A 15,664-nucleotide genomic window follows, 5' to 3' on the forward strand; every position below is an offset into this window, starting at 1 on the left:
TCGGCTCACCCGAAGGTGAAAGAGTACAGTGCCACACCAGGATCGACACTGAGAGTGAGGACACCTTCAGTACCGCCTGCCTCTTCGATCAGGGTGATCATATTCGGAACCTGAGGAACAGCTACTTCCCCGCTTTTATCACCCATCTGCCAGCGGATCTTTCCTGATCCCGAGGCGACAAGGTTCACTTGCTTGCCAAACCAATTGAGTTTGAGCTGCGCTCCCGGCTCACTTGGCGTAATCGACTGATCGTTGACTTTCCACCCGCCGCCGATTGCGAATCGGTTCATCGGGATATCTTCAGGAAAGGTCGCACGGTGCTCTCCGAGGGTAATCGGCTCACCCACCGCGTATTGTGCGCGCTGCGCACCCAAATATGTTTCGGGGCTACGCGGGCTTGATGTGACCTGGTCGTCGGAGGAAAACACTGCCGGTGGCAGCTCCACCTTCGGGTTGGCTTCCTTCAAGAGCTGGCGAACGAGCTTCTCAGTGTTTGCCTCTCCACCTTCACCGTACTTAATCGCACGCACTTGTCCGGTCGAATCAGCCAGATAATGTGCAGGCCAGTAGTGATTATCGAAGTTAGTCCAGGTGGTGAGGTTCGAATCAACCGCTACCGGATAGGTGATGCCCAAATCTTTGACTGCTGCACGGACGTTACGCACTTCCTTCTCGAAGGCATACTCGGGCGAATGGACGCCGATCACTTCAAGTCCAGCATTCTTGTATGTTTCATAGAGCTTTTCCACGCCGGGGATCGAACGCTGGCAGTTAATGCACGAATACGCCCAGAAGTCAACGAGGCTCACCTTGCCTTTTACTGACGCAGGCTTCTCTTGCTCAGTGTTGAGCCATGCCACAGGCGAAATCTGTGCGAGCGGGCCGCAATTGCCCAATTCAGTTGCACCGTCAGCACACGCGCCGCCGTTTGAACCGTGCAGGAGCGATTCCGTTTTCTGTTGTGCCGAGGCCGTCCAATCAGGAAGTGCGCGTTGCAGATAGGCCGGGAGATTAAAGACCATTCCGATCGAGAGTGCGATGAGTGCGAGGCCAGCACCGATGCGGATTGCGCGCTGGCGAGATCGGAAAGCGTTGATTCGTTCAGCCAGGTGTCGGCCAGCAAGGGCGAAGAACAGAAGAGGAATCGCTGTACCGATGGAGAACGACAGTGCCAGGAGAGCGGTGTCTGCACCGATCATGCCGGTTGAGCCGGCAACAGCGATTGCCGCCAAGACCGGGCCAGCACACGGCACGTATGCAGCACCCAGCACCAGACCCAAGACAAAACCGTTCGACGAGTGAGTTTCACGGCGACCAAAACGTTCAAATGGCTTCTCAAGCAACTCCATAAAACGCGGGAAAAGCATCGCCACACCCAGCGTCGCCAGCATGATGATTCCCGCCCAGCGGATCGTGTCTTGCGGAAGGAGCAAGAGGTTGAGCAAAGTCGAGCCGAGCAAGGTAAAGAAGGTGAAGCTCAGGACGAGTCCGCCGACGACGAAGTATGGACGCCAGCGCGAAACTTCCGCCGCCGACGTCGGGCTGGCGGCTGTTGCAGTGTTGGCACGTGCGCCTGCCACGCCGCTTCCAGAGGCGCCGATGAGGTTACCCGATGTGCCGTTACCGATGAGGTTGCCGCCGCCGACTCCGATAAGGTTCGACGTTGCGGCACCAGATTTGCCACGGGCGGACTGTAGACCTCCCGAGAGGAAGATAACGGGTAAGACAGGGAGGATACACGGTGAAATACCGGTAATGAAGCCTCCTAATAAGCCAATGAGGATGGTGACCATAGCGAGATCCTTTCACGATGTTTTCGAAAAGACATTCGGATCTACTGACGTGGTGGATTGGATTCACTCACCTATTCTTCAGTGGCGTGGTTCACACCTTTTCGTCCAATCCATGCCGCATCGGGTTCCGAACGCTTACTGAACGCTCGCGCATCAGGCGCAGCACAGTAGACAAAGGAATACACATGAATATCCGTAAGATCTCCGCTCTGACCATGATCGCTCTCGCTTCCGTTGCCGGCCTTTCCGCGTGCAATTCCGGTTCAGAAAAGATGACCAACGACAAGATGACCCACGCTCCATCGACCGACAAGATGATGGACGATAAGGACAAGATGTCCGACGGCAAAATGAGCGACGGCAAAATGTCCGACGGCAAGATGTCCGACGGCAAGATGTCCGACGGTAAGTGAGCAAAACCGGGTTCGATCCCTCCCAGAGGGTATCGGACCCGGTTTTCAGTTAGGCTAAGTGAGTGGCTCGAATCATTCTTATTCTGGTTGTCATCGCGCTTCACGTTTACACTCTCATCGACGTGATTCGCTCTTCCGATATGCCTGCACGCCGCATTTCCCGGCCCGTGTGGGTACTTCTCGTTCTGGTGCCTATCCTCGGTCCGCTTGTGTGGCTCGGACTGAAATACCACCACGTCGTGACAAAGGATTCCTTCCAACGTCCAGGGACGTCCACTTTCGGCCCACAGATCAAAAAGAACCGCGACGCGTCTGCCCCGATTGCTCCCGACGACGATCCTGACTTCCTCGCGCGCCTTGATGCGCAAAATCGACGCAAGGCCTGGCAAGAGCGCCAACGTCAAGAAAAAGACGATAAAGCGCGCAAAGAAAAACCTCAGCGTTCCGATGACGAAGAGCACGGCGGGCTCTACGGCAACAAGTAAGTACCCCAACGACGTCGGGCATGACACTATCGCCCGTGAATTGCAGCCTCACTCGAACCAGGAGTCATATCAGAGGCTTGGCGCATCAAATCAGCAACAGGCTCGGCATAGTTCACCGAGACCAACTGATGATCAATAAAATTCAGTGACGTCACGGACGCAAGCGAACACTGGCGCCGACGCGGATCATGGAGCATTGAGTACCCCTCCACAAAGGATCGCATCGTCCAGATCGGCAACTGGTGACTGACAAGCACCGCTTCGCCTCCTCGGGCGACCTCCAGCGCATGAGCAACAGCACGCGACATCCGATCGACAACCTCGGTGTATGGTTCCCCCCACGATGGTTTTGCCGGGTTGATATACCAGGGCCAATACTTGGGCGAAAGAAGAACAAGGCGATTTTTATTAATCGCAAGCCCTTCAAACTTGTTATCAGCCTCAATGAGTCGAGAATCGTGTTCAATTTCAAGACCAAAGACTTCAGCCGTGGGGGTTCCGGTCTCAATCGCTCGTTCGAGAGGTGAAGTGATCACCGTGCGAACATCGTGCGCCTCAAACCAGCGGCCAAGCCCCTGCGCCATCTGATGGCCAAGGTCAGTGAGATGAAACCCGCCACGACGCCCGTAGAGAATCCCCGTGGGATTATCCACTTCGCCGTGGCGGACAAGATGCACGGTAGTCATTTCCATGCGATCAGCCTACTAGAGCTGACAGAAATCGGCCTCATCAAGAAGCTTCGCAGATCGATCTCCATGCGCAAGGAATTCCTCACGCGTGAGTTTGCTGAGCAGATGCTTGCGTACTGAATTGACATGCTTTGGAGCTGACTCTTCTAACTTAGCAAAGCCTTCATCAGTCAAAGTACACATGATTCCGCGGCGGTCATCCGCGCACGGTTCGCGTAGAACATATCCAGCCTGCTCAAGACGAGAGACTGTGTGTGTCAGACGGGAACGCGAGTGGACGAGGTTCTTGGCGAGCTGCGACATGCGAGCTTTGCGATTGGGAGATTCTGAGAGGCGCACGAGCACCTCGTACTCGTTAAATGTGATGCCATTTTCCTCAACCATGTCTCTGTTGATTCGCTCAAGCACATAAGCCGTACCACGCAGGAAGTGACGCCAAGCAATTTGTTCTTGCTCATCAAGCCATTCAACTTCATGCTCGTTTTGTGCCATTGGCCCCTCCTTGAAAATCTTCCAGGGGCGAAGACTATGTGCGATCACCTCACCCCCGATTGTTGAATATTGTACTACACAATGAAGGGAAAGTAAATTTCTTTAAATCACTAATATTGCACGAAATACCTTACCAGCACCACCACCGAAGACAGAAAAAGCAGGAGCCTTTCGGCTCCTGCTTGAGATGTCACTTCTTGTTACGACGCTGGTGACGAGTCTTACGGAGAAGCTTGCGGTGCTTCTTCTTCGACATACGCTTGCGACGCTTCTTAATAACGGAACCCACAGGTTACCTCCGAACGTACTAACTGATGCTGAACTTAATGAATACTACCCTACAACATCAAGCGCCGGAAACTTCACGGCGTTCAACGGGCGATGCCGCGCCGATCAAGCGCTCAAGCGCGGAACGTGGCACGCGATACGAGTTCCCTACGCGGACAGCGGGAAGTTCTCCCGAATGCACCATGCGGTACACGGTCATCCGAGAGACTCGCGTCAACTCAGCAACCTCAGCAACCGTGAAAAACTGCGGCGCCGACGATGGAAGTTGTGCCATGAAACCATTTCCTTTTGCGTACGGCCGTACGGCCTGACGTTGTGTGAGAAGCATTGACGCGCCAATACACTCTCTGACGCGCTACATCATCCTCAAGAATACCTGATAACCTCACTAACCGCATACATCTCACGAAATTGTCCCACGCGATACGATAGGCACGCACACGCGTCCACAGAAGGGAAAAGGGATGAGGGTCAGCGCTCCTGGAACCACCGAGCCAACGATCCGTGATCGCATTGATGCCTTTGCGCAACGTTCGCCCGCCCGACTGGCGATGATCGTCTTTGCCCTGATCATTGTATTTTTCACATCCCTCCTTCTTTTACCTTTTGCATCCGAAGTGCCAGGAAGTGCCGGCGTGATGGAAGCGCTGTGGACAGCAACCTCTGCTGTGTGCGTGACAGGATTGACCGTCGTCGATACGGCAACATATTGGTCAGGATTTGGCCGCGTGGTGATTGCGATCGCAATGCAGGTCGGCGGCTTGGGCGTGATGACATTGGCATCCATCTTGGGCTTGGCCGTTTCGCGCCACATCGGCCTCACTCAACGCATTCTCACCGCAACGGAAACGAAATCTCGCCTTGGCGAAGTCGGCTCGCTCCTGCGCGCAGTACTTGTCACTTCTCTCCTCGGCGAAGGAATTTTGTTCCTCGTTTTTATCCCCTCCCTCATCAGCCGTGGTCTATCCGCTCTCGAAGCCGTCGGCCATTCCCTTTTCTTGTCTGTCTCAGTGTTCAACAATGGCGGATTCGTCATTTGGCCCGAAGGGATGGAGGCTTTCGCCGGCGATTGGTTCGTGTGCCTGCCGTGTATTTTGGGGACATTCGTCGGCGCAATTGGTTTCCCCGTGATGCTCAATATCGCCTCGCACCGCAGCAGTGTTCGGTCGTGGTCACTTCACACCAAGATCACGCTGGTGACGTATTTCCTCATCTGGATTATTGGTGTCATCCTGTTTGCCCTGCTTGAGTGGGCGAATACAAAAACCATCGGCGATCTTCCTCCGCATTCCAAAGTGTTGACATCGATGTTCGAGGCGACGATACCTCGCTCAACTGGCCTCTCCGTCGTTGACACCTCCCAAATGAACGAGTCAACGTGGTTTATGTTCGACATCATGATGTTTATTGGCGGCGGCTCAGCATCAACCTCCGGTGGCATCAAGGTCTCGACTTTCGCTGTCTTACTTTTGGCGATTCTCGCTGAAGCCCGAGGCGACCGTGACACGGAAGCCTTCGGCAAGCGCATCCCTCCCGACGTCGTCCGCCTGGGTATTTCTGCCACCTTCCTCGGTGCCTTTATGGTCGGCACGGCTACCTTACTTCTCCTTCAACTAACTAACATTCCACTCGACAAAGTCCTCTTTGAGGTGATCTCAGCTTTTGCCACGTGTGGTCTGTCCACCGGCATCACCGCAGATCTTCCGACTTCAGCAAAAGCTATTTTGATTGTCATGATGTACCTGGGGCGCGTGGGAACGATGACTTTCGCGGCTGCGCTCGCACTGCGCAACCGACGCCGTGTTCTGCGACTCCCCGTGGAACGCCCAATCATCGGCTAACCCGTTACGATTGAGGCAACGAAAGGGAGACTATGGCCAAGAAAAACGAAGCTGCGCTCGTCATCGGTCTGGGCCGATTTGGTACCGCTATTGCCATCACACTCGATAAACTCGGCAAGGAAGTACTCGCCGTCGAGGCAAACGACGAACTGGCGCAAAAGTGGTCCCACCGCTTCGGCGTGGTTGAGGCTGATGCTCGCAATGCTGAAGCGCTGCGCCAAATCGGCGCCGATGATTTCGATGTCGCCGTCGTGGGCGTAGGAACGTCACTTGAAGCGTCCGTGCTGATCACAGCGAATCTCGTGGACATCGGCGTGAAGGAAATCTGGGCAAAGGCGACCTCGCGTGAACATGGCACAATTCTGCGCCGTATTGGAGCACATCACGTCGTCTATCCCGAATATGACGCCGGGCAGCGAGTAGCACATATGTTGTCGGGGAAGATGCTCGACTACATCGAAATGGAAGATCAGTTCACCATCGTCAAGATGTACCCACCCAAGGAATTGGTTGGGTTTACCGTGGCACAAAGCCGCGTTCGCGAGCGCTACGGAGTGACGATCATCGGTGTAAAATCACCTGGTCAGCCATTCGAGTACACCACACCCGAAACGAAAATTGGTGTCGGCGATACGCTCATTGTCTCCGGCGAGCCAGGACTTTTAGAGGAGTTCGCTGGCCGCTGAGCACTGGCTTGTCTCGCGCGACGACGTCGGCGGAATTTTTGAGTGATCTCGCACATTTGACGATGAGGGCTTTTCCCTGTCGGCCGCAAAGTGATCGTCAATTTTTGTCATAGGTGTGTTTTAAGGTGAGTGCATGGCAAAGACAAAAGTTTCATTCGTCTGCAGCGAGTGCGGATGGGATACCAACAAGTGGGTGGGCAGGTGTGCGAACTGTGGCGCGTGGGGCACGATCGAAGAATTTACCCATGCACCAGCCTTGGGAAAAGCACGCTCACTGACACCACATACTCCCGCGCAACCAATTACAGAAGTCTCGGCACAGGCGTCGGTCAAAGTACCCACTGGCGTCGGCGAACTTGATCGTGTCCTGGGCGGAGGAATTGTGCCCGGAGCGGTCATTTTGATGGCCGGTGAACCCGGCGTTGGAAAGTCTACTTTGCTTCTTGATGTCGCAGCGCGAGCGGCTAATGAAGCTGCCAAACGCGATGACGCACCTGTTCTTTATGTGACCGGCGAGGAATCTGCCTCTCAAGTTCGTTCACGTGCCGAGCGCATCGGCGCACTCACGTCCCACCTTCTTCTCACAGCTCAAGCGGATCTTTCTCAAGTACTTGGACATATCGACGATTCCTCCCCTTCGCTCCTCATTGTCGATTCTGTTCAGACAATTGCAGATCCAGATGTGGAGGGCGCAGCTGGTGGTGTCGCACAAGTTCGTGCTGTGACATCCGCCCTCGTCGGAGTTGCGAAGTCCACGGGGATCCCAATGATGCTCGTCGGCCACGTAACAAAAGAGGGTTCAATCGCAGGTCCGCGTGTGCTCGAGCATCTTGTCGATGTCGTGTGTCAGTTCGAAGGCGACCGCCATTCTCGGTTACGCATGATTCGAGCAGTGAAGAATCGCTACGGACCAACTGATGAAGTGGGATGTTTCGAGCTTATTGATTCTGGCATCCGCGAACTTCCAGATCCTTCTGGTCTTTTCCTTTCGGCACGTAACCTCACAGTTCCGGGCACGTGCGTCACGATGACCCTTGAGGGACGCCGTCCGATGCCAGTAGAAGTTCAAGCACTCAGTGTTCCTGCCGCTGGGCCGCCACGGCGAACCACATCGGGCGTGGAATATTCCCGGGTGGCGATGATGCTCGCTGTTTTGCAGTCTCGGTTAGGCATCGAGTTCGAAAAACAAGATATTTTCGTCTCAACTGTTGGTGGAGCTAAAGCAAGCGAGCCCAGTGTTGATATGGCGATTGCTCTCGCGTTGGCCTCGGCTGCATCTGATCTTCCGCTTGCGCCCGGTGTGGCTGCGATTGGGGAGGTATCACTGACAGGAGAATTGCGGCCTGTCGTTGGCTTGCAACAGCGTCTGAATGAAGCTGCCCGCCTCGGTTTTCGCATTGCACTCGTTCCGCATACTGCGGACCCGGTCATCGCGCCAGAAGGAATGGAGATTCGGACAATCTCTGACGTTCGCGAAGGAATGCGATCGGTTCTTCCTCTCGGAAAGCATCTGTCATAGAGAGCGTGTCCTATTGCCCATCCGTTGACTTTCGCACTGCCGGTGGTGTGGACGTCTGCGTGGGCTGAGACGTCTGATCGACAGATGAACCGCTAGTCGCCTTTTGTTCAGACGGTGCCTGGCCACGTGTTCCCCCACTCTGCGAATACCCAGAGACGAGAGCGAAAGCCTGGCCTTTCTCGGAGAGAGGTTTGTCACCAATAAATGCCTGGGCAACATACGTTCCTGGCTGAGCCACAGCAGTACCCGTGCAATCACTTCCGCTAGCCACACCATTCCAGGTGATCGGAACTTTGGTACTCATCCCGGCGTCGAGGAGGAGTCGCTTCTTCTCGTCACCAACTTTGCACGCACGCGAATCAAACACGGTATGACCACCAGACGTGACCACAACATGCACTTTATCTCGTCCTGCTTCCATGACACATGGGCGCTTTTTATCTGGATTTTTCAGCTCAAGCGAGAATTTTACTTGTCCTCCAGCAATCGTCCCCGACTGAGAAAAAGACGTCGTCAACGTGTCAGTTGAACACGCCACCGGCGTGAATGCCTCGGCTGGATCTGTGACTTGGGTCTGCGAAGAAAGTTTGTTCGTCATGAATTTCACGCCGAACACCACCACAACAATCGACACAATGACAGCAACAATCGCGAGCACCAGGCGAGGGTTTATCTCTCGGCCAAGGCTTCCTCGTCGAGCTGTCGCACGCGACGGACGCCTTCCTGGAACACGACGAGAGGCACCAGCGCGATTCGTTGAAGCATTTCTCGGGCGTCCGCGATCTGGCCGCGCTGTGCGGCGGGCGCGATCAGCCCCGCTGGTTGAGCGAACCTCACGCTCGCGGCGCTCAGCAGACCTACCTGTTCTTCGCGGCGGTTGTGATTCACCTGTACGTCGCCGAGAGGCTCGCGATGACTGGGGAGATCGCCGATACTCATTATGCCCAGTGCTACCATTGACGCGACTTTTTCGTCCGCGGTCATTCGCTCCGCCCCGAGGGCGCCCGTTATTGTCTGCCACAAAAACACCGTAGCGGCTAAACGGCACAAAACCCACCTCCCACGCCGATATATGGCAGGACACAGTCACTCTCCCCTCGCACAAGACACAGCACACTGGCACAATGGGCGCGTGAATAAGCGCTATTCCATTCTCGTGAACTGGTTCGAGACTAACGGACGCGATCTGCCGTGGCGGCGAACGCGCGACCCATGGGCGATTCTTGTCTGTGAAGTCATGAGCCACCAGACCCCACTATCGCGCGTCGAACCGATATGGAATGCGTGGATGCATCGCTGGCCCACTCCTGAAGCATTGGTAGAAGCGTCTCCTGCTGAAATCCTCGTAGCTTGGGATCGACTGGGCTACCCCTCGCGCGCACTTCGGCTCGCTCAGTGTGCAAAAGTCGTGACAGACGAATTTGGTGGGCAGCTCCCGCGCTCCCGCACTGATCTTCTTTCTCTTCCGGGCGTCGGTCCTTACACTGCCGACGCGGTCATTGCTTTTGCCTTCCATGAACGTTCCGTGGTACTCGATACGAATATCCGCCGAGTGCTCGCGCGCTGGGATGGCGCTGCTCTGCCACCACCGACCCTCACAAAAGCCGAAATTGCACGGGCCGACGCCGCGGTCCCCCACGCCCCTGGCCACGCTTGGCAATGGAACATGGCGATTATGGAATTCGGCGAGCTACTGTGTACAGCCCGCAAACCAGCATGTGACCAGTGCCCATTGTCCGCAACCTGCGCCTGGTTCCTCGCTGGCAGACCGTCGGATGAGCACGCACACAAACGCAAAACTCAAGCGTGGAAAGGAACAAATCGTCAGGCGCGCGGAGCGATCATGGCGATTTTGCGCCAATCTCCCGACGGTATCGACGCAGCTGAACTTGAGCTTGCCAGCGGGATTGAGCCTGAGCGTTACACGGTGGCACTCGAAGGCCTCATCAATGACTCTCTCGTGGAACGCCACGGGTCAGATATTCGTCTGCCCCGCTGACAGCACATCGAGCGACACAATCTACCGTCGTCATCTGGAAATACATCAACGATAAGGTCAGGTTATGGAGACCAACGCACGCAGATTGAGCTATCTGACATACGTCGGGGTAGCTGTAGCATTTTTCCCTGTTATTCCACTGGCAATCGGCCTGTTATTTCTCACAGCGTCCGCACATCACACCCCGGTGGTGATCATGGACGCGGCGGGGCTGATCCCCATGCTCGCGGTTGCCACACGGGCAATCGTTCGCTCAATACGCGGCACTGAGTGGAAGAGGGAATGGCATAGTTTCGCACTGAACGCCAAGTACACTGCCACCGGTTCAGCGGTTCTTGTCTTGTGCGCCTACCTCTTTTATGGAGCAACGGTGGGCTTCACTCCTCTCGTCATGCCTGCTCTCGTCGCGCTCGAAGGCCCCCTCGCTCTCGTTGTCGCCTGGCGTTCAGCGTCGCGGTTCTGCCAGTCGGTCAGCTGACAAAGCAATGCCACACGAATAGAGGGCGATCACATCTATTCGTTTTTCAGGTAGGCACAGACGTCGTTTTCACAATGACGACATCTTCACCTCCTCGATCACACCCGTTTCAGAGATAGGTAAACTGCAAACATGAAGTTCGATCAGATCACTCCACCTGTCGCGTATCACGGCGAAGGCCCAGCTTGGGACCGTAGCTGGGGAGGCTTACGTTGGGTCGATATGCTCGCCGGTGACCTCCTCACCCTTCTTCCCAGCGGAGAGGTACATCGGCTAAAGACTGGCTCAAAAATTGCCGCTTTTGTTCGTCCGCGCGTCAATGGCGGTTTCGTTGTCGGCCTTGAACGAGGTCTAGGCATCGCTGATGCCCCCTTCGGAGAGGTTCGTCCCATGCCCGGAGCTGAGGAAGTGTGGACGGATCCCGATATTCGCATGAACGAGGGCAACACTGACCCGTGGGGGAATCTCTACTTCGGCACAATGTCGTATTCCCGGCGCCCCGGCGTCGGCAATGTCTACAAAATCGGCTCCGAGGGCCCGGCGCACGTTGCCATCGCCGGCACAACGACGTCGAACGGTTTGGCTTTCGTCGGTGAAACCCGCGCCTATTTCAACGACACCTCCTTGCGCCAAACCGACGTCTTCGACGTTGTTGAGGGAGAACTCACGAATCGGCGCGCCTTTCACGAGGCTACTGGCACTTCACCGGACGGCCTCACCACCGACGTCAACGGAAACATCTGGGTTGCGCTGAATCGGGTGGGCAAAGTACGCCTATATTCGCCGAGTGCAGAGATTCTTGGCGAATGGAAACTGCCGGTGCGACTTGTCACATCTGTCGCACTTGGCGGGGAAGATGGACGTGACTTGTTCGTAACAACGTCGCGGGAAAACCTTGACGATCCGGAAGAATCAGCAGGTGCAGTCTTCCATGCGCGGGTGGACGTGCCCGGTCGCACGCTCACCCCATTTGCTCGCTAAGCGGTATTCTTAGGGCTATGTCCACTCCCCTTTCAAATGACGGTCTTTTTGACCTCCCTGAAGGCACTCGTCACAAACCGCGCGCGAAAGTCATTTTGGTTTCGGGTCCTTCGGGTTCTGGAAAGACTCGCTTCACGGATCGATCCGGCCTACCTTCCATTCACCTGGACGATTTTTATTTCAACGGTGACATGCCTGGGCTTCCGCGTAGGCACGGCATGGTGGATTGGGACTCAATCAATACTTGGGATCGCGAGGGAGCGGTGGCTGCGCTTGTCGAGTTGTGTACCGTCGGCGAAACGACTGTGCCGATTTACGACATCCCGACTTCGAAGCGGCTGGGTGAACGTCGGCTTGAGCTCGAGGGGCGCCGTGTGGTGCTGGCCGAAGGTCTGTTTGCCGCAGATATTATCGACGATCTGCGCAAAGAAGGGATCCTCGCTGATGCCCTGTGTATTTCCCGGCCACGTCTGCAGACGTTCTGGTTCCGCCTGATGCGAGATCTCGATGAAGCGCGCAAACCGTTCGTGAACCTTATCCGACGCGGTGTGGCACACTTCTTCCACGAGCCGATTATGTACCGTGAACTCACGGCTAAGGGGGCGCGCAAAGTGTCGTATCCCGAAGCTCAGGAAGTTCTTACTCAACTCCTTGCGTCCCAGCGTTGGGACTAGTTGAGTGATGTTGGTGTGCCCCTGAAGATGTGATCTTCAGGGGCACACCAACATCACGGTATCTGTGGCAGGCAAATCAGGCTTGACCGGAGTCGATTATATTGTTAACGCGTTCCACTTTCGCCTGAATCATATTCGTGTGGCCAGGACGAATATCTGCCTTCATCACGAGCGAGATGCGCGGCAGCAGATACACGTGTGGCGAGGAAACAATTTCCTCGCCACAGCGCGTTTATTTGGTGGGCTTAACAAACGGGAACAGGATCGTTTCACGAATTCCCAGACCGGTGAGCACCATGAGTAGGCGATCAATACCCATACCCATACCACCCGAGGGCGGGAAGCCTGCTTCCATAGCTTCGAGGAAGTCTTCGTCGAGCTGCATAGCCTCAGGATCACCGTTGGCAGCTTCAAGAGACTGCTGTGTCAGGCGCTCACGCTGAATGACTGGATCGGCAAGCTCAGTGTACGCGGTAGCGATTTCCATGCCACGAATGTACAGATCCCACTTCTCCGTCAGCCCCGGACGCGAACGATGGTTACGGGTCAGCGGCGAAGTATCCTCCGGGAAGTCGAAGACGAAGGTCGGTTCCCAGATGTGGTCACCAATAAGCTCCTCGAAGATGTCTTCAACAATCTTGCCGTTCACAGCATATTCCTTGACGGAAATTTCGTGTTCGGCAGCGATCTCAAGCAACCGCTCACGCGGTGTATCTACTGTGATCTCTTCACCAAGCTTCTCAGATACTGAACCGTATAGATCGATGCGCTTCCACTCACCGCCGAGGTCATATTCAGTGCCGTCAGCCAAGGTCACCACGTGTGAACCGAAAGCCGCCATTGCTGCATTCTGAATTAGCTCACGGGTCAGATCGGCCATCGTCTCGTAGGTTGCGTATGCTTCGTAAGCTTCGAGAGCGGAGAACTCTGGCGAGTGTGAGGAGTCAGCCCCTTCATTTCGGAAATTCTTTCCGATTTCGAAGACGCGATCGACACCGCCAACCACTGCCTTCTTCAGGTGAAGCTCCGTGGCGATGCGCAGGTAAAGGTCTTCATCATAAGCGTTAATGTGCGTAGTGAACGGACGTGCTGCCGCACCGCCATGAAGAGCCTGAAGAGTCGGAGTTTCAATCTCAATGTAATCGTGAGAATCGAAAGTTGAACGCAGCGACTTCATGACATTCGAGCGAATACGCACCATGTCGCGTGCCGACTGGCGAGTAATGAGATCAAGGTGGCGTGAGCGGATACGAGTCTCTTCGTTCAAGGTGGTCTCTGTGCCATCTTCGGCTGTGAAGGTCTTCGGTAACGGCCGGATTGCCTTCGACGCCATTGCCCATTCGTGCGCGAACACAGAAAGTTCGCCGCGCTTGGAGGCACCAATATGGCCCTTGATCCACAAGTGGTCACCAAGATCCAGATCGACCTTGAGCGCGTCGAGAGATTCCTTGCCGACGTTTGCCAAAGAGAAAATCGCTTGAACGCGTGTTCCATCTCCAGCCTGGAGCTGAACGAACGCAATCTTGCCCGATGGGCGGAACAACATTACGCGGCCAGCCGTTGCGACGATCTGGTCTTCGCGTTCCTCGCCCGGTTCGATTCGGTCAAACTGCGCGCGGATCTGCGGGATACGGTGTGTAATTTCAAGCTCAGCCGCGTAGGGCTGGCGACCCTCAGCGAGCAGACGCTCGCGCTTCGACATACGAACCGCTACCTGCTCCGGGGTGTCATCATGCATCACGTTTTCAGTCACGCACCTAGCCTACCCCAGACTGAATCGTTCATACTCACGCCAACCGTATTTTGGCACCTCTCATATCACGCTTTGCGGTTATATACCACTAAGAAACAATTTGTGGGGCGCCAAAATACGGTGAGGCAAAATATCCAGCTTCAGTTGGGTAAGGCACTTCATCGAGGCCCTATAGAGATTTAGGAAACCGAACGCAAGTAAGCTTCACCGTCAAAAGTATTGCGGCTCGCGAGATCGCGTGCGTTCTCACTCATTTCGCCCACGTTGCCCTTGGCAAAGTGATCGATCACCATCGCAATTGCACCATCACCCGTGACATTCGTTGCTGTACCGAAAGAATCGAGAGCAATATAGGACGCAATCATTAAGCCCACTGCAGCTTCATCGAAACCAAGCATCGTTCCCAGAATTCCGACTGACGCCATGATTGCGCCGCCCGGAACACCAGGCGCGGCCACCATGATGATGCCGAGCATGAAGATGAAACCCACCACCTGCGCAGCGCTTACCGGCAAAGCGTGAAGCGTGATGATCGCCATTGCGAAGGCCGTGATCTTTGACATCGAGCCTGCCAAATGGATCGTTGCACAGAGCGGCACCACAAATGATGCCACGGGTGTCGAGACACCGTTTTTGAGGGTTTGTCGTAGCGTAACAGGGATCGTTGCCGCGGACGAGGAGGTTCCCAAAGCAGTGAAGTAGGCCGGCATCATCTTTGCGAGGGCTCGCAGCGGATTCTTCTTCGCCAGGGCACCCGCGATGGAATACTGCGCGCCAAGGATGATGACTTCAAGAATCAATACAAAGACCACTATCTTGGCCAAAGTAGCAATGATCTTCGCGATCTCGCCAGCCTGAGTGAGATTGAGGAAAATGCCGAAAATATGAAGCGGAAGAAGTGGAACAATCACCTTGGAGATCAACCCGGTGATAATTTCGCGGAATTCAACAAAGCCCTTGCGAATCACGCCACGCGGAGCCAAAGAAAGTCCAATTCCGATGACGAAGGACAACACCAGTGCTGTCATGACACCAAAAACTGGCGGAACTGAGAGGTCCTTAATGTAGCCCGTTAGTGCAGAGGCTGAAGGATCATGAACATCGACAGCGTTCCCAGCGCGGAGAATGTGCGGGTACACCGCTCGTGCCGCAAAGAACGTCAGAAAGCCAGCGAAGAGCGAAGAGGCATACGCAATCGTTGCAGTGACACCTAACCACTTGCCTGCACCTTTACCGAGATCGGCGATTGCGGGGACGATGAGGCCAACAATGATCAGCGGTACAGCAAATCCAAGGAATTGAGAGAAAAGATCGTTAAATGTGACGAAGACCCGCGTCAGCGATGTCGGGAAAAACTGTCCACAAATAATGCCCGCCACAATGGCGCCGATAACCCAGGGCAAAACGCCCGCGCGTTTGAACGCTGACATGCCTCGTCCTTTCTCTTGGAAAATGCGTGTTATCGGAGAGGATAGGCATGTCCACGGATGAATTTCTTGATCGCCCGGATAGTGATACAAGCAGAGAAAACGAAAATCCCATTCACTACTACCATTTCCGACAAAATATCTTA

At 55.1% G+C, this 15,664-nt stretch carries 18 protein-coding genes; 9 read left to right on the forward strand and 9 right to left on the reverse strand.

Features of this window, described 5'->3' with window-relative positions; all coding sequences use genetic code 11:
- Nucleotides 1-5: 5 nt before the first annotated feature.
- Nucleotides 6-1,793 (reverse strand): cytochrome c biogenesis protein CcdA, encoded by a 1,788-nt coding sequence (locus P7079_RS06830; RefSeq protein ID WP_278012529.1) that lies wholly within the window; start codon nt 1,791-1,793, stop codon nt 6-8.
- A 185-nt stretch (nt 1,794-1,978) separates the two neighbouring features.
- Here P7079_RS06830 and P7079_RS06835 point away from each other — a divergent pair, with 185 nt between their 5' ends.
- Nucleotides 1,979-2,206, forward strand: a complete 228-nt coding sequence (locus P7079_RS06835; RefSeq protein ID WP_278012530.1) for a hypothetical protein — start codon at nt 1,979-1,981, stop codon at nt 2,204-2,206.
- Between the two features lie 62 nt (nt 2,207-2,268).
- Complete coding sequence (locus P7079_RS06840; protein ID WP_278012531.1) at nt 2,269-2,691, forward strand: PLD nuclease N-terminal domain-containing protein; 423 nt, start codon at nt 2,269-2,271, stop codon at nt 2,689-2,691.
- Nucleotides 2,692-2,717: 26 nt separating this feature from the next.
- On the opposite strand, the gene P7079_RS06845 is transcribed toward P7079_RS06840, so the two are convergent.
- The 4 genes from P7079_RS06845 to P7079_RS06860 form a co-directional block, all read right to left on the reverse strand.
- Nucleotides 2,718-3,383 (reverse strand): histidine phosphatase family protein, encoded by a 666-nt coding sequence (locus tag P7079_RS06845; RefSeq protein ID WP_278012532.1) that lies wholly within the window; start codon nt 3,381-3,383, stop codon nt 2,718-2,720.
- A 12-nt stretch (nt 3,384-3,395) separates the two neighbouring features.
- On the reverse strand, nt 3,396-3,872 hold the full coding sequence (locus P7079_RS06850) for a MarR family winged helix-turn-helix transcriptional regulator (RefSeq protein WP_278012533.1): 477 nt from the start codon (nt 3,870-3,872) through the stop codon (nt 3,396-3,398).
- 190 nt (nt 3,873-4,062) lie between these two features.
- Nucleotides 4,063-4,161, reverse strand: coding sequence for a 30S ribosomal protein bS22 (locus P7079_RS06855; protein WP_005504750.1), 99 nt, complete (start codon nt 4,159-4,161; stop codon nt 4,063-4,065).
- A gap of 57 nt (nt 4,162-4,218) precedes the next feature.
- A complete protein-coding gene (locus P7079_RS06860; RefSeq protein ID WP_278012534.1) occupies nt 4,219-4,434 on the reverse strand; it encodes a helix-turn-helix domain-containing protein in 216 nt (71 codons plus the stop codon).
- A gap of 190 nt (nt 4,435-4,624) precedes the next feature.
- Here P7079_RS06860 and P7079_RS06865 point away from each other — a divergent pair, with 190 nt between their 5' ends.
- The 3 genes from P7079_RS06865 to radA all read left to right on the forward strand — a co-directional run bounded on the left by P7079_RS06865 (nt 4,625) and on the right by radA (nt 8,206).
- Nucleotides 4,625-6,001 (forward strand): TrkH family potassium uptake protein, encoded by a 1,377-nt coding sequence (locus P7079_RS06865; protein ID WP_278012535.1) that lies wholly within the window; start codon nt 4,625-4,627, stop codon nt 5,999-6,001.
- A gap of 32 nt (nt 6,002-6,033) precedes the next feature.
- Nucleotides 6,034-6,687: a potassium channel family protein gene (locus tag P7079_RS06870; protein WP_278012536.1), complete on the forward strand. Its 654-nt coding sequence runs from the start codon at nt 6,034-6,036 to the stop codon at nt 6,685-6,687.
- Nucleotides 6,688-6,820: 133 nt separating this feature from the next.
- Complete coding sequence (gene radA / locus P7079_RS06875) at nt 6,821-8,206, forward strand: DNA repair protein RadA (RefSeq protein ID WP_278012537.1); 1,386 nt, start codon at nt 6,821-6,823, stop codon at nt 8,204-8,206.
- 10 nt (nt 8,207-8,216) lie between these two features.
- Here the strand turns inward: radA and P7079_RS06880 are convergent, their stop codons facing one another.
- The gene (locus P7079_RS06880) at nt 8,217-8,864 is read right to left on the reverse strand and encodes a hypothetical protein (protein WP_278012538.1); all 648 of its coding nucleotides are present in this window, start codon (nt 8,862-8,864) and stop codon (nt 8,217-8,219) included.
- Between the two features lie 11 nt (nt 8,865-8,875).
- Nucleotides 8,876-9,145: a hypothetical protein gene (locus P7079_RS06885; protein ID WP_278012539.1), complete on the reverse strand. Its 270-nt coding sequence runs from the start codon at nt 9,143-9,145 to the stop codon at nt 8,876-8,878.
- 193 nt (nt 9,146-9,338) lie between these two features.
- Between P7079_RS06885 and P7079_RS06890 the strand changes: the two genes are divergently transcribed.
- From P7079_RS06890 to P7079_RS06905, 4 genes are all read left to right on the forward strand, one after another.
- Nucleotides 9,339-10,205 carry an HhH-GPD family protein gene (locus tag P7079_RS06890; protein WP_278012540.1) on the forward strand — a complete coding sequence of 289 codons (867 nt, stop codon included), beginning with the start codon at nt 9,339-9,341 and terminating at the stop codon, nt 10,203-10,205.
- A 64-nt stretch (nt 10,206-10,269) separates the two neighbouring features.
- Nucleotides 10,270-10,683, forward strand: a complete 414-nt coding sequence (locus tag P7079_RS06895; RefSeq protein ID WP_278012541.1) for a hypothetical protein — start codon at nt 10,270-10,272, stop codon at nt 10,681-10,683.
- A 132-nt stretch (nt 10,684-10,815) separates the two neighbouring features.
- A complete protein-coding gene (locus P7079_RS06900; protein WP_278012542.1) occupies nt 10,816-11,664 on the forward strand; it encodes an SMP-30/gluconolactonase/LRE family protein in 849 nt (282 codons plus the stop codon).
- Between the two features lie 17 nt (nt 11,665-11,681).
- The gene (locus P7079_RS06905; RefSeq protein WP_278012543.1) at nt 11,682-12,338 is read left to right on the forward strand and encodes a uridine kinase family protein; all 657 of its coding nucleotides are present in this window, start codon (nt 11,682-11,684) and stop codon (nt 12,336-12,338) included.
- Nucleotides 12,339-12,570: 232 nt separating this feature from the next.
- Here P7079_RS06905 and lysS read toward each other — a convergent pair whose 3' ends face one another.
- Nucleotides 12,571-14,076: a lysine--tRNA ligase gene (lysS, locus tag P7079_RS06910; protein WP_278013628.1), complete on the reverse strand. Its 1,506-nt coding sequence runs from the start codon at nt 14,074-14,076 to the stop codon at nt 12,571-12,573.
- Between the two features lie 194 nt (nt 14,077-14,270).
- On the reverse strand, nt 14,271-15,521 hold the full coding sequence (locus P7079_RS06915) for a dicarboxylate/amino acid:cation symporter (RefSeq protein ID WP_278012544.1): 1,251 nt from the start codon (nt 15,519-15,521) through the stop codon (nt 14,271-14,273).
- Nucleotides 15,522-15,664 lie beyond the last annotated feature (143 nt).

Source organism: Arcanobacterium canis (genome assembly GCF_029625435.1).
GTDB classification, from domain to species: domain Bacteria; phylum Actinomycetota; class Actinomycetes; order Actinomycetales; family Actinomycetaceae; genus Arcanobacterium; species Arcanobacterium canis.

What these genes read in the sequence shown, in the direction of transcription:
- P7079_RS06830 (WP_278012529.1), bottom strand. Translation starts at nt 1,793, where the DNA reads ATGGTCACCATCCTCATTGGCTTATTAGGAGGCTTCATTACCGGTATT.
- P7079_RS06835 (WP_278012530.1), top strand. Translation starts at nt 1,979, where the DNA reads ATGAATATCCGTAAGATCTCCGCTCTGACCATGATCGCTCTCGCTTCC.
- P7079_RS06845 (WP_278012532.1), bottom strand. Translation starts at nt 3,383, where the DNA reads ATGGAAATGACTACCGTGCATCTTGTCCGCCACGGCGAAGTGGATAAT.
- P7079_RS06850 (WP_278012533.1), bottom strand. Translation starts at nt 3,872, where the DNA reads ATGGCACAAAACGAGCATGAAGTTGAATGGCTTGATGAGCAAGAACAA.
- P7079_RS06860 (WP_278012534.1), bottom strand. Translation starts at nt 4,434, where the DNA reads ATGGCACAACTTCCATCGTCGGCGCCGCAGTTTTTCACGGTTGCTGAG.
- P7079_RS06865 (WP_278012535.1), top strand. Translation starts at nt 4,625, where the DNA reads ATGAGGGTCAGCGCTCCTGGAACCACCGAGCCAACGATCCGTGATCGC.
- P7079_RS06870 (WP_278012536.1), top strand. Translation starts at nt 6,034, where the DNA reads ATGGCCAAGAAAAACGAAGCTGCGCTCGTCATCGGTCTGGGCCGATTT.
- radA (WP_278012537.1), top strand. Translation starts at nt 6,821, where the DNA reads ATGGCAAAGACAAAAGTTTCATTCGTCTGCAGCGAGTGCGGATGGGAT.
- P7079_RS06885 (WP_278012539.1), bottom strand. Translation starts at nt 9,145, where the DNA reads ATGAGTATCGGCGATCTCCCCAGTCATCGCGAGCCTCTCGGCGACGTA.
- P7079_RS06895 (WP_278012541.1), top strand. Translation starts at nt 10,270, where the DNA reads ATGGAGACCAACGCACGCAGATTGAGCTATCTGACATACGTCGGGGTA.
- P7079_RS06900 (WP_278012542.1), top strand. Translation starts at nt 10,816, where the DNA reads ATGAAGTTCGATCAGATCACTCCACCTGTCGCGTATCACGGCGAAGGC.
- P7079_RS06905 (WP_278012543.1), top strand. Translation starts at nt 11,682, where the DNA reads ATGTCCACTCCCCTTTCAAATGACGGTCTTTTTGACCTCCCTGAAGGC.
- lysS (WP_278013628.1), bottom strand. Translation starts at nt 14,076, where the DNA reads ATGCATGATGACACCCCGGAGCAGGTAGCGGTTCGTATGTCGAAGCGC.
- P7079_RS06915 (WP_278012544.1), bottom strand. Translation starts at nt 15,521, where the DNA reads ATGTCAGCGTTCAAACGCGCGGGCGTTTTGCCCTGGGTTATCGGCGCC.